9 protein-coding genes and 1 tRNA gene are annotated in these 13,252 nt (G+C 43.9%); 3 read left to right on the forward strand and 7 right to left on the reverse strand.

Annotated features, from left to right (window positions below; genetic code table 11):
• Nucleotides 1-13 precede the first annotated feature (13 nt).
• The 4 genes from pnp to GV030_RS16870 form a co-directional block, all read right to left on the reverse strand.
• Complete coding sequence (pnp, locus tag GV030_RS16855; protein WP_159584475.1) at nucleotides 14-2,158, reverse strand: polyribonucleotide nucleotidyltransferase; 2,145 nt, start codon at nucleotides 2,156-2,158, stop codon at nucleotides 14-16.
• A gap of 119 nt (nucleotides 2,159-2,277) precedes the next feature.
• Nucleotides 2,278-2,547 (reverse strand): 30S ribosomal protein S15, encoded by a 270-nt coding sequence (gene rpsO / locus GV030_RS16860; protein ID WP_159584476.1) that lies wholly within the window; start codon nucleotides 2,545-2,547, stop codon nucleotides 2,278-2,280.
• A gap of 80 nt (nucleotides 2,548-2,627) precedes the next feature.
• A complete protein-coding gene (locus tag GV030_RS16865; RefSeq protein WP_159584477.1) occupies nucleotides 2,628-4,394 on the reverse strand; it encodes an LptF/LptG family permease in 1,767 nt (588 codons plus the stop codon).
• A gap of 60 nt (nucleotides 4,395-4,454) precedes the next feature.
• On the reverse strand, nucleotides 4,455-4,844 hold the full coding sequence (locus GV030_RS16870; protein ID WP_159584479.1) for an START-like domain-containing protein: 390 nt from the start codon (nucleotides 4,842-4,844) through the stop codon (nucleotides 4,455-4,457).
• A gap of 97 nt (nucleotides 4,845-4,941) precedes the next feature.
• Between GV030_RS16870 and GV030_RS16875 the strand changes: the two genes are divergently transcribed.
• The 3 genes from GV030_RS16875 (at nucleotide 4,942) to GV030_RS16885 (ending at nucleotide 6,536) form a co-directional block, all read left to right on the forward strand.
• Nucleotides 4,942-5,015, forward strand: a tRNA-Met gene (locus tag GV030_RS16875).
• A gap of 268 nt (nucleotides 5,016-5,283) precedes the next feature.
• A complete protein-coding gene (locus tag GV030_RS16880; RefSeq protein WP_159584481.1) occupies nucleotides 5,284-5,748 on the forward strand; it encodes a hypothetical protein in 465 nt (154 codons plus the stop codon).
• 41 nt (nucleotides 5,749-5,789) lie between these two features.
• Nucleotides 5,790-6,536, forward strand: a complete 747-nt coding sequence (locus tag GV030_RS16885; RefSeq protein ID WP_159584483.1) for a VIT1/CCC1 transporter family protein — start codon at nucleotides 5,790-5,792, stop codon at nucleotides 6,534-6,536.
• Between the two features lie 54 nt (nucleotides 6,537-6,590).
• Here the strand turns inward: GV030_RS16885 and GV030_RS16890 are convergent, their stop codons facing one another.
• The 3 genes from GV030_RS16890 to GV030_RS16900 form a co-directional block, all read right to left on the reverse strand.
• A complete protein-coding gene (locus tag GV030_RS16890) occupies nucleotides 6,591-7,919 on the reverse strand; it encodes a sugar porter family MFS transporter (protein ID WP_159584485.1) in 1,329 nt (442 codons plus the stop codon).
• A complete protein-coding gene (locus GV030_RS16895) occupies nucleotides 7,916-8,818 on the reverse strand; it encodes an ROK family protein (protein ID WP_159584487.1) in 903 nt (300 codons plus the stop codon). Before GV030_RS16895 ends, GV030_RS16890 begins: the two co-directional genes overlap by 4 nt.
• 183 nt (nucleotides 8,819-9,001) lie before the next feature.
• The gene (locus GV030_RS16900) at nucleotides 9,002-13,249 is read right to left on the reverse strand and encodes a carbohydrate-binding protein (protein ID WP_159584489.1); all 4,248 of its coding nucleotides are present in this window, start codon (nucleotides 13,247-13,249) and stop codon (nucleotides 9,002-9,004) included.
• Between the last annotated feature and the right edge of the window lie 3 nt (nucleotides 13,250-13,252).

Genomic DNA, 13,252 nt, shown 5'->3' on the forward strand with positions numbered 1-13,252 from the left:
ATCACCACTAAATTTAATCAGCTTTCTCTTTTCTTTCCGGCTTAGGTAGTAAAACTTTTCTTGACAACCGATATTTACCGGTTTTCTTGTCGATCTCGATGAGTTTCACTTTGATCTCTTCACCTACTTCCAGAACGTCCTCTACATTATCTACCCGATCCCACTTGATCTCTGAAATATGTAGCAAGCCGTCTTTGCCAGGCAATACCTCAACGAAAGCACCAAATGGCATGATGGCTTTTACTTTACCTTCATAGATCTCTCCCACTTCAGGCACCTGTACGATGGCCTTGATGCGTGACAGAGCGTTGTCCAAGGCTCCTTTGTCTGCAGCGAATACACTCACAAGGCCTCCCTTGTCAGTTTCTTCAATATTTACAGTAGCACCAGATTCTCTCTGGATTTCCTGAATAATCTTTCCGCCAGGTCCGATCACTGCACCGATCATATCGCGCTCGATCACCAACTGTACCAGACGCGGTGCGTTTTCTTTCATTTCGGCTCTAGGCTCAGAAATGGTTTTCTTCATTTCGTTCAGAATATGAAGACGACCTCTGTTGGCCTGAGAAAGTGCTTCTTTCAACACATCATATGACAATCCGTCAATCTTGATGTCCATCTGACAAGCTGTGATTCCTTTTTCTGTTCCGGTCACTTTGAAGTCCATGTCACCAAGGTGATCTTCGTCTCCAAGAATATCAGAAAGTACTGCATACCTTCCTGTAGCGCTATCAGAGATCATTCCCATGGCGATACCTGAAACAGGGCTCTTGATCTTAATACCGGCGTCCATCAAGGCCAATGCTCCCGCACAAACGGTAGCCATAGACGATGATCCGTTTGACTCCAGAATGTCTGAAACAATACGAATGGTATAAGGATTGTCTTCTGTAGGAATCATCGGTTTCAATGCCCTCATGGCAAGGTTACCGTGACCTACTTCTCTTCTACCCGGTCCTCTGTTGGGTCTTACTTCACCCGTAGAAAAACCTGGGAAATTGTAATGAAGAATAAATTTGTTGTAACCAGAGATCATGGCACCGTCGATCATCTGCTCATCCATTTTGGAACCGAGCGTCACGGTGGTCAATGATTGTGTTTCACCTCTGGTGAAGATAGCCGATCCGTGCGCAGAAGGGAGACAGTCCACTTCACTCCAAATCGGTCTGATCTGATCCAGATCTCTTCCATCCAGACGCTTTTTAGTATCTAGTACGCAGTTTCTTACTGCGTCTTTCTGCACGTCGTGGAAATATTTTTTTACCAGAAAGCTGTTAAGCTCTTCTCTTTCTTCTTCAGTATAGGTGGCCAGGAACGACTCTTTAATCGCATCAAACCCTTCTGATCTTTCTGTTTTGTTGGCAGAACCTTTCTTAGCGATTTCGTAGCAAGCATCATAGCAATGTGCTCTGATCTTGGCTTCCAACTCAGCATCTGAAGGCTCATGATCAAACTCACGCTTCACGGTAGCTCCCACTTCAGCTGCAAGCTCTACTTGTGCCTGACACTGAATCTTAATGGCTTCATGTGCCACCTTGATCCCTTCGAGCATATCCTCTTCGCTCACCTCTTTAGACTCGCCTTCCACCATCATGATGTTATCTGCAGAACCCGCCACAATGAGGTCGAGAGAAGCTTCAGCCATCTGTGCTGGTGTTGGATTCACTAGAAATTCATCACCGAGCTTAATCACCCGTGCTTCTGAGATAGGACCATCGAATGGAATATCTGATACCGCAAGTGCGGCTGAGGCTGCCAAGGCTGCCAGTGCATCCGGCATTACCTCCGGATCTGCGGAGATCAATGAGAGCATTACCTGAGTGTCTGCGTGATAGGTAGATGGGAAAAGAGGTCTTAACGCTCTGTCCACCAAACGACAAATCAACACCTCGTAATCAGAGAGTCTGCTTTCACGCTTCAAAAACCCCCCAGGGATCTTTCCTGCTGCTGCAAATTTTTCCTGATAATCAACTGATAACGGAAGGAAGTCAACGCCCTCTCCCGCTTCTTTTTTGGATACTACTGTGGCGAGGATCATGGCATCACCCATTCTCACCACTACTGAACCGTCAGCTTGTTTGGCCAGGCGGCCTGTTTCGATGGAGATCTCTCTGCCATCTGCCAACGCAAATTTTTTAACCGTGTATTGAGGCTTCATATTTGAATGTTGTTAATAATGATATCCTGGAGCCCCATCTTTTTACTGTTTTCTTTCAGGCGCCGAAGATAAAAAAAGGGAATCCTGAGTTGAATTCCCCCTTAAATAGTGTCTTATAATTACTTTCGGATTTTCAACTCCGCGATAATGCTTCTGTATCGCTCGATATCCTTTTTGTAAAGGTAATCCAGCAATCTCCTTCTCTTACCGACTAGTTTCATCAATCCCAATCGGGTAGAGTGGTCTTGCTTGTTTTGCTTTAGATGCTCGGTGAGGTGGTTGATACGGAAGGTGAAAAGTGCGATCTGACCTTCAGAAGAACCAGTGTCCTCTGTACCTTTTCCGTGTTTAGTGAAGAATTCTTCCTTCTTTTCCTTCGTTAAATACATTATTTGTTGTTCTCTTGTTTGTCTCCTTAAATCAAAGCGCAAATCTAGGGGGCTTTAGGCTGAAAAGCAATAATTACTGCTTAACTTTTCTTGAGCCGCTGTTTTAATTGGTCAAACCATACCAGATAAAAATCTGTATCAAAAAGCTTGGCATCTACTCTGGCTTGTCGTAAAAAGAACAAACCTACCGGCAGGAGAGCCAAATCCGCCACCCAAACCGCCAAAACCGGGTCCATCACCCCTTCTTTGGCAGATTTTTCACAGATAATGCCTATGATGTAATAAATCAGGAAAAAGATAATGGACACAATGACCGGTACACCAAGCCCCCCTTTCTTAATAATAGATCCCAATGGCGCTCCTATCAAAAACATCACCACACAGGCAAATGCCTGACTGTATTTCTTGTATTTTTCTATTACAAATTTTCTGTAGTCACGACTCAGGTTGTCCACCCGGGATGCCACAGAGGACAGGTTGATCTTCACATTCTGAGCCTGATTTCTGGCTGTTTGCAATACATCCGCACTCTTACCCTCCACCTTAGCATTCAGATAGTCCCAACCAAGGGTATCCAGCAGGACTTGCTCCTTTTGGGTAATGGAGCCAGAACCATCCGGACGAGGCTGCTTCCTCTGGATGCCGGTATTGGCTGCAATCAATCCGCCATCCGGCTTCTCCAGTGTCTTGACAGGCTTAGCGCCCATACCCTCTTTGATCATCGGTCGCTTAACCTTAGGCTTGGGCAAGGAATCCTCGGTCATCTCTTTTGGATGATTCCTCTCCACATAGGCTAGCATAGCTGCTTTCATACTATCCGGCTCAGCTTCTGGTGACTCCACAACAGATTCATCATCGGCTTTATCATCTTCCATCGGGCTCCTTACCGACTCTTCCATGACCTGCTGAGCCTTACTCTTTTTGGCTACCTTTTCCATGTTAATCTCTAATGAATCCAGGTGGTAAGAGAAAAAACCCTTGGCATTAGCAAAAAAACCATGCTTGGCCTCATAGATAGAGTAGGCCAGCGAATCCATATCTTCTGTGAGTTCGGCAATGTTCTTCATTTGCCGGTTGTTCTGAAAAAGCTCTTCCTTGGTTCGTTTCAGATCAAATGAAGACAAGTTGAACACCATGTCCATACGTGCGAAATTGGTGCGGTAAAACTGATCGACAGGTTCCCGGGCCTTAGGCTCCTCGCTATAATAATTTCCATTATAAAGCTCCAACTTCAGGTATTTATCATTGTAAATCATGAACATCTTGCTGGAATCTGCCAGAATTACCCGATTGTTTCCGATCCCACTGGTGTGATCATAGATGAGCACATTCTTCATGGTCTTGTTATCCGGAAACTTCTCCTGTGCCTTGATGCTGTAATCGGGTATGCCGTTGTAAAAAACACCTTCTTTGATGTCCAAAGCAGGCTTCTTGTGCTTGATGTCGTAGAGTAGGCTGTAGGCCTTGAGGTTAGCAGCAGGCACTATGTAGTTATTGAACTCGAATGCGGCGAAGGTGAGTACAATGACGAAAAAGAAAATCGGCCGAAGGGCTCTCACCAGTGAAATCCCGGCACTCTTGATCGCTGTGAGTTCAAAATTTTCGCCAAGGTTTCCGAAGGTCATGAGCGAAGACACCAGTACTCCCAATGGAAGGGCCACCTGAAGCATATTCAGGCTAAAGTAGAAAAGCAGCTCTGCAAAGACCTCTGCACCCAGGTCTTTACCAACAAAATCATCGAAGTACTTCATCATGTACTGGATGAGCAGCACGAATGTGGCCACCACAGTAGTGAGGATAAAAGGACCTACAAATGATTTAATGATTAATGTATCTAGCCTGCGCATAAAACCCCGCAAATATGCTTAAGAAAACTCAAAGGGCATACGCATGGTCTGGATAGATAGTTACCCTCCAACAATTTCCTTGAGGTCATTGATGAGGCTCTCATATAGATCATTCACTTCTTCCTGATCTATATCGCTGTAGTCTGTCACCCGAATGAACACTTCCTGTGTCAGCTCATTCATATCGAGTTTGAATTCAACATAAGTGGGGTCATCTTCATCCCCATCCTCTTCTATAAATTCAAAGCGTACATGAGAGTTGGTTCTGCTGGAGACCATCTTCGCTTTGTTTTCATCTCCATCCCACAAAAAAGTATAGATTTTATCCTCATCAATATTCACATCATCTGCAAACCACTGCGCCAGACCAGAAGCCGTGCTGAAGTAAGGATAGAGCATTTTTTTGGATGCGTTAATCGGGTACTCGCCAACAAATTTTTCTTTCGGCATGGATGATTAATTTTTGGATAAGGTAAAAAAAAAATTGAAATCAGCAATATGCTATGATAAAAAAGAAAACTTTTTACATTTGCACTCCTTTTCCAACGGCGAGGTAGCTCAGATGGTTAGAGCGTCGGATTCATAACCCGGAGGTCGGGGGTTCGATTCCCCCCCTCGCTACTCTATTTTCACATACAGAATCACGATAAAAGCTATATACTGATGATCAGTAATATAGCTTTTTATCTTTATCCGAGCAACACGACACGTGGGGTAATTTCTATCCTCAATCATGCTACCCACCTAACATAATCTCCAGCAGGCAACTGTACCCTTATCACAGTGCTTTCAGTGCTTTAAACGAACTTAACTGAAGCGTTTCGATGCCCCATCAAATCTCCTTTTCAGGTGTGATCAAAAGTGGATAACTTTACTCAAAAGAATCGCAATGAAAGCTATACAGTCAAACCTGATCATTTTGTTACTCCTACTATGTTTTGTTCTGGGATGTGAAAAGGAAGATATTCAAAAAGAAAATAAGACCAACATAGTGGGCACATGGCTGCTCAATGCCACGTCTCAGTCTAACTGTGATGACGCTGAACTCAATGGACTCCAGTCGTATGAATGCACTGATGACAACTGCACCAAGTATATCTTCTCCAGCGACTCCACTGGTATGAACTATATCAAAGAGTTCATTGAAGATGGCATCCTGATGTCGGAAGTGGGAACCTATTCAGTGGGTGAGTCCAAGCTGACGATGTGTGTGGAAACAGAAGATGGTCCCGAATGCACAAGTTTCAAACTTGCCCTGACAGTAAGCACCATGAACATCAGCGGTAAGAATGACGAAACCGGCTGTACAGAAGCACTCTACTTCGACAAAGAAGCCCAGGAAGAAACCAACTAGGTTTTTTTATTCAAAACAATTTTTCAACACAACCACACCTCATGAATAAAGAAGCTGCAAAGCATCATAAGGAGGCTCATATTCATGGTGAAAAGCACTTTCTCTCCAAATTTCAAGACTACCTGGGCGAATTTGTTTACGGCGCCATAGATGGTAGCGTGACCACCTTTGCGGTGGTGGCCGGCTCAGCTGGAGCTGGTCTGGACAGTGCCGTAGTGATCATTCTTGGGTTTGCCAACCTCATTGCCGATGGATTTGCCATGTCTGTGGGTAGTTACCTATCTACCAAATCAGAGCAGCAAAACTATCATAAACACAAGCAGATAGAATATTGGGAGGTGGATCACATGCCCGAAAAAGAAAGAGAAGAAATCAGGGAAATCTACGCTGCGAAGGGGTTTGAAGGAGACCTGCTGGATCAAGTGGTGGCTACCATCACCGCCGACAAGGACCGGTGGGTAGATGTGATGATGAAAGAAGAACTGGAAATGGCCGAAGAAACCAAATCCCCTCTGGCTATGGGCTTTGTGACCTTTATCTCTTTTATCAGTCTGGGATTCATCCCACTGATCATTTATGTAGGTGATTACATTCAGCCCATATCAGCCGATCTGTTTCTGATTTCCAGCCTGCTCACAGGCGTTTGTTTTTTAGGTATAGGCTATCTGAAAAGCATCGTCACCAATACTCCGAAGCTCCAAAGCATTATGGAAACACTCCTGCTTGGAGGTGCCGCAGCCACTCTTTCGTACTTCGTGGGGAATATTCTCGAGCGAATTATTTCCTGATAAATCTGTCTTTTTGAAAATATTGATTCAGAAAACATTCACCCTCTTCACCTTTTATTTTGATAACAAATCTTCTAAATCTTCCAGACTTTTTCCTTTTGTTTCGGGCATCATAAAATGGGTGTAGAGCAACTGTAGGACCATAAAGCATCCGAAAAACACAAATGCCACCCACGGCGCAAATGTATTGATCAATACTGCCCCAAAAAGTGTGATCAAAGCTGCAAATACCCAGTGTGTGCCACTGCCCCAAGCCTGACCGTAGGCTCGCACCCTATTAGGAAATATTTCAGATATAAATATCCAGATCACAGATCCCTGGCCAATGGCATGGGAGGCGATGAAAGTCAAAATGAATATGAGCTTGAATATGGCACTGGACTCGACATAAAACCCATAAGCCACCATGAACAGGCTAGTGATATAGCCGATAGAGCCAATATACATCAGTTGCTTTCTTCCTGCTTTGTCGATCAACACCATCCCCACAAAAGTGAAAGCCAAATTCACGATACCGATTGAGATCGAACTTAACAGTGAATCGGATGAGCCAAATCCTGCCTTCTGCAGAATCTCCGGAGCATAGTAAAGAATAAAGTTGATCCCAGACAGCTGGTTGAAAAAAGCAATCAGAAAAGCCAGTATTAACGAACGTTTGTACTTTGCTGAGAATACTGAAGATTTATCATCTTTTGTTTTACGGTGATCCTCTTCTATGGCCTTTAGCATAGCAGAAGCTTCTGCCTCAGACGAAGACAACTCCTTGAGCACCTTTTCGGCACCAACATAATCGTTCCGATGAGTAATCAACCATCTTGGGCTTTTGGGCACACCCAGCACCATTAATGTGTAGATGAATGCGGGTAATGCCTCTATTCCCAACATCCAGCGCCAATCGTTATCTCCTCCTACACCCTGAAGAAGGTAGTTAGAGATGAATGCTATTAGGATTCCAAATACGAGATTGAACTGATAAAGAATACCCAAACGACCCCTGTTACTGGCTGAAGATATCTCCGAGATATAAGTAGGAACGGCAATTGAAGACACCCCCACTCCTAATCCTCCAATGAAGCGAAAAAATGAGAACCAATATGGATCGGACGCTAAACCACTGCCGAGAGCTGACACAAAATACAGAACACCAACCCAGATCAATGTGGTCTTTCTGCCAAGTCTATCGGTAGGAATACCTGCCAGCATAGCCCCCACCACAGTGCCCCACAGCGCCATAGACATGATAAAAGTGCCATGAAACCACTCTGAGGTATTCCACAACTCTTTGAGAGGGAGGTTAGCTCCAGAGATAACCACCGTGTCAAATCCAAATAAAAAACCCGCTAAAGAAGCGGTTAGAGAGGCCATAATCAGCTTTCTACTCATGCTATTTTACTTTTCAGATTCATTTTCTTTTTGACATATGCCGAGGCAGCTCCTAGAATTGCTGCACTTTCTCCAAGGGTAGATAGGTGGATTGGCTCCTTTATTCCGGTTTTGGTGAGTTCCGCTTGCACCTTAGGCAAGAAAATATGTTGCGCTTTTAACATATTCCCTCCCAGGATGATCGCGTCAGGGTTTTCTTCGGACACAAACAAGCCAATCAATTTTGCGAGGTTAAAACCGAACTCCTTAAATACTGATCTTATTGACGGTTCACTATTGCTCATTTCTGTGAGTTCCTTTACTCCAGAAATCTCCTGGCCGGTCAGCTCCGAGTATCTTCGCTTAAACCATTTCGTGGAAATAAAATCTTCAACTATTCCATCATTGAATGGGTATTGCCATAGCTCCCCATCTACACCCACTCCATGCCTGATTTTTGCGGTCCCGCATCCAGTTCCAAGCGTTATACCAATTGGATGTTGATATTTCCGACCAACTCCCATGTCCAATTCGCCTTGAAGAAAACAAGCAGCATCGTTGGTCATCTGAATGTTCTCCTCTGGGATACTCAAAGCATGAGCTAGCGTCTCACAGACATTTAATCCATACAAATTGGAGTATTTCGACAAGCCATCTATGTGGCAAATGCCTCGCTCATAATCACATGGACCAGGCATAGCCAATCCGATATGTTTGGACATATCACTATAACAAGACTCGACTATACCTCGCCAAACATTCAGTATCTCTTCAGTTGATCCCTGTGAATCCAATTCCACTCTTCGGAGAGAATCCTGAACAATTAACCCATTGTCCAAATCCACCAATCCGGCGGTTACATGTGAGCCCCCGATATCCATACCAAGGACATAACTATTTCCTACAAATAGATTAGTCATATGTGCTCTCAGACTACTTGATTCGTTTAAAAGTGATTACGCCTTGTCCGGTGTGAAATCTCAAAATATAATACCTGACTTCAACGAGTTCGCCTCGATTTTATCCTTGTCACTCAACATAGCATTTAGAAGCAGTTTTCCACTGAATCATATATTTCAAATGGTGTCTGCTTCCAAAAGAGGTTATCGGATGATAACTCTGGTGACAAAAGTTCCATTGGTTGTACTGACCTTCAATAGGTAAATTCCTTTAACAGAGCGACCAATACTCACTTCAACTTCATTTGGTAGTTCATGATAGGATGACCGTTGTATTTGCTGACCACTCAGGTCAATCAATTCAATTTCTCTGATACCATCATCCTTGTATGTATGAACTATGAGTTGATCCCCAGCACTGATCGGATTTGGATAAATCTGAACCTCTGCTGGCGACAATTTCTCAACGTGGACCTTTTGATCTTCAAGGCTTTCCCGACAACTTACACAACTCTCTTCAACTCCAAATAACTGCCATTCTGCGAGCTGGAGCAGTGAAGACCCATTATTGGCAGTAATATCCAAGCGATAACGCTTGTAGCTGTTGTCATTATCAATGTAGAAAAACCTTCTTTGATAGCGATCAGAAAAATCCTGATTTGTTTGCGTGTCCAGGTCTACCCAGCTCGTGCCATTGTGCCCTTGCAGTTTCCAGTCTTTGGGATCCCTATCTTCAGCATCGTTAGCGGATGTTATGGAATAGGTAGTCACCCGGTGACCTTCGGATGTTTGATACTCAATATACCCTTCGGCATGAGTTGTCAGGTATTTAGTTAGTGATGAATTATCAATGACTTTATCAATCTCTTCCCCACTAGGAGAGTCGTCATGCTCATCAGAAATGGTGCCACCCCCATCAGTGATATCATAGAGTAGTTCAAACCAATTCATATGAAACTCGCCCTCATTGCCTAGCAATTGAAGCACAGTATTACCTGCAGAAGGAAAATCAATCACTGCATCAAGATCGTGCCATCCAGTATTACTGGAAATTGAAATGGAATCGTAAAGCGTAGAAGAATTGGCATCTTTTATCATCATTTCGGCATCATTGCTAATGTGACTATTTGACACCCTGGCTTTAAATAGGTATTGCCCCGCGTTATCAATGTCAAGAAAATAATCCATGTGATCTCCGACACCTATATCATTACTCGTATACACTATTCCATTGTCGCTTCTCTGATCCACGAACACTCCCGCTTCGCTATTGGAGTTTTCAGCCTCAATCTTCACATAATCGCCAACCACAACAGCTTTATCGAAACGAATCCAATTCAAATTGAAAATTCCAGTTTGAGCATTAACCCTGAGAAGATGGGGCCCTTGAGAAAGGGATATTTGATCGTATAGGGTCACAAAATCACTCCAAGTGCCTGTGCCGTCAATAGTAAGTGTAACAAGTGTACTGCCATCTTCAACCAGTTGTAAAACGCCCTGGCCTGAAAGTGCATTGTCTCTGGAAACCCTGGCCGAGAACAAATAGGTGGCAGTGGTGGGTACATATACGTAATAATCCAGCCAACTGCCTGTCTGCATCGATAGCTGCCTGGTACCGAGGTTATCTTCTGATTCCTCACCATAGATCTCCGTTTGATAAGGACTGGAACCATTGAAAGTTGGGCAGCCTGTACCACTTTGTTCGCTATGCTCTGTATGGGCATTTTCTGCTTCAAGTCGAGCATCGGTGAGGCTGAAGGCTCTGAAAAATTTCAGCCAATTCAAATTGAATCCCCCTGTGCTGCTAGAAATTCTAATTGTATGACCTCCTTCACTAATATTCAAGATGGTCGAAACCGATTCATAGAATTGCCAATTCCCGGTGTTCGGAACATCTATCGTTTCCACTGGCGTACCATCAACCTCGACTGTTAAAGACTTTCCGGACAACTCACTGGACACTCTCGCGACAAACATATAATCCGTTGTAGAATCGGCATAAACCAAGTATTCTGCCCATTCGTTTGCGTCAATTCCAGCCAGGCTGAGTCCACTACCTATATCACAGTTCGTTTCTGTGCCTACACCAGCATGAGCGGATATGAAATCCTCTGCCTGAATTGTTCTGACAAATTTGGGAATGAAGGTCAGTTCAAACCAGTTGATATTGAACCCGCCATCAACTGCATGAATTCTCAAAGTTTGAACCCCTGCGGTCAGTTGTACATAGGCGGTCTCCGTTTGAAAATTTTGCCATCCTCCAGTATTCGGAATATTCACTGTGGTCAGCACATCAGCTGACTTTTTCAATTGAAATGATCTCCCTGTATAAATACTAGCGATCCTCGCATCTAGCTTATACCACCCATCTGATTCAACGCTTAGCTCATAGTCCATCCATTCCCCAGCATCAATGCCGCCTACATTTTGCCCACCACCTGTATCTGTTGTAGTTTCAGTAACTACTCCACTCATAGATTGGTAATCTTCCGCTTCAATTTGGCCGCTGACCACACTTTTTATACTATCCAGTTTGAACCAATTGATATTGGCGTTTCCATGTTTCGACTCCAACCTGAGTATTTGAGCTCCTGCGGTTAAAGTAGCTGTAGTACTTTGGGTGGCCCAGTTTTCCCAACCTCCTGTGGAGGGGATGGCAATTTCCTGTATCAGGGTAGCACCACTTTTCAATTGGAGCGTATCACTTCCTACTGGCTGACGTGATGCGCGAACCAAAAAATTGTATTGTCTTGATTTTTTCACATCCACGTAATATTCCATCCAATCACCTGATCCTACCGCATCAACCGTTTCCCCACCACCAAAGTCAGAGGTTCCTGATGTTCCCACTCCCGACATCTCCACAAAATTCTCAGCTTCTATCTTTTCTGAGGTTAACACCAATGGATTTTCAAAGCGAATCCAATTGAGATTGAAACTACCATTTGGTGCTGACAATGTTAAAAGCGTATCCACGCCTGCAGTTAGGTTGATCATGCCAGTCACCGTTGAATAGGTCTGAGCATCACCCGTATTATCAATATCTATTGTTGCCAGAGCATTTCCATTTGATGAGATAGTGAGCTGACGTCCACTATTGACACTCGCCGCTCTCACCCGAACTAAATAGGTGTCGGTGGAGGTTACCCTAACTTTGTAGCTGATGTCATCTGGAGCATCAAAACTGGTAATATTCATACCACAATAAGGGTCTGCATCTCCATTTTCCTCAACACTAACTCCAGTTGCACTGGTATAATTTTCAGCATTAATTCCACCAGGGATCAAAAACCCATCATCATGTGAGATTAACCCAAGTTTCACGGCCATTTCTAAGAGTGTAATTCCCGCCAGCTGAGCGGAAAGCACCGCATCACAGGTAGATTCACCCCAATATGGCCCTGTATGATAGTTCACCGGATTTAACCCTCCACTCACAAGAGCGCTGGCATTGTCAGCAACCATTGCCTTATAAGTATCTCTCTTGATAGACGAAACGGATGTTTCCATGGCAAGCTCAGTTAAATACCTTATCAAAACTCCCTTAAACAAAGGAGCGTCTCCACTTGCTCCTTCGCTCTTATAAATCCCATCATTCAACAGATTATTTGATTCCCCTACGGCATAATCTGCGGTAAGAATAGCATCATCCAAATAATGAGTGCTGTCGGTAGCTCTGTACATTTCCAGTGCAGCACCTATAAATGTCCCATGCCCATAAGTGAACTCCCAGAGATCAATTTCACCGGGTGCGTTTTTGGGGTCTCTGTTCACTCCATCATATACGCGACCCGAACTTGCTACCAGATTACTTTTAACCCAACTATAGAGTCTTCGAGCCAACGCAATATCTTCAGCATCACCCAAATACTGATACCTTCGGGCTGCCACTATTACAGTGGGAGAATTGGCAGCATTGTTCTTGTAATCTCTTTGTGATTTGCGCCAGGCAATACCTCCTCCCATTATATCATTTTCCCCAGTCTTGATATCCTCCAATAATGTGGTGGAAACATCAAGAAATAAGGAAGAATCTGACGGATGAGTACCTTTGATGGCTTCAAACGCCCTAAAACTGGAAATGGCTAACCATTCCATATCATCATAAAAATTATTGTAGTGCCCATAGTTGTTGTTGAAGGTTTCATTGGCAGTTTCCATACCATTCACCAAATCTTTCATGAGCTCTACAGCAGTGTCTCGTTGTGTCCCGGAAGTAGCTCTTTCATACCTATCTACCAGGACTTCTAATGCATAACCATTCCACCAATAATGAAAATACGTATTGGACGGGCTCGTACTCTGATCAAAAAAGTAGCCCCCCGTAACAGTATAAGAGTAATCGTCAACAAGAGCCTGCTGCGCCGAATCAGCCAACTGTTCATAGCTTTGGCTCCTTAAATTGAGCATGCTCAGCAAGCTTACTATTGTGAAAATTAGTTTGGTTTTCATGGA

It is taken from the genome of Marinoscillum sp. 108 (genome assembly GCF_902506655.1).
GTDB lineage: Bacteria > Bacteroidota > Bacteroidia > Cytophagales > Cyclobacteriaceae > Marinoscillum > Marinoscillum luteum.

Excerpts from the sequence above, each read along its gene's own strand:
- pnp (WP_159584475.1), bottom strand. The coding sequence starts at position 2,158 with ATGAAGCCTCAATACACGGTTAAAAAATTTGCGTTGGCAGATGGCAGA.
- GV030_RS16890 (WP_159584485.1), bottom strand. The coding sequence starts at position 7,919 with ATGAGTAGAAAGCTGATTATGGCCTCTCTAACCGCTTCTTTAGCGGGT.
- GV030_RS16880 (WP_159584481.1), top strand. The coding sequence starts at position 5,284 with ATGAAAGCTATACAGTCAAACCTGATCATTTTGTTACTCCTACTATGT.
- rpsO (WP_159584476.1), bottom strand. The coding sequence starts at position 2,547 with ATGTATTTAACGAAGGAAAAGAAGGAAGAATTCTTCACTAAACACGGA.
- GV030_RS16865 (WP_159584477.1), bottom strand. The coding sequence starts at position 4,394 with ATGCGCAGGCTAGATACATTAATCATTAAATCATTTGTAGGTCCTTTT.
- GV030_RS16885 (WP_159584483.1), top strand. The coding sequence starts at position 5,790 with ATGAATAAAGAAGCTGCAAAGCATCATAAGGAGGCTCATATTCATGGT.
- GV030_RS16870 (WP_159584479.1), bottom strand. The coding sequence starts at position 4,844 with ATGCCGAAAGAAAAATTTGTTGGCGAGTACCCGATTAACGCATCCAAA.
- GV030_RS16900 (WP_159584489.1), bottom strand. The coding sequence starts at position 13,249 with ATGAAAACCAAACTAATTTTCACAATAGTAAGCTTGCTGAGCATGCTC.
- GV030_RS16895 (WP_159584487.1), bottom strand. The coding sequence starts at position 8,818 with ATGACTAATCTATTTGTAGGAAATAGTTATGTCCTTGGTATGGATATC.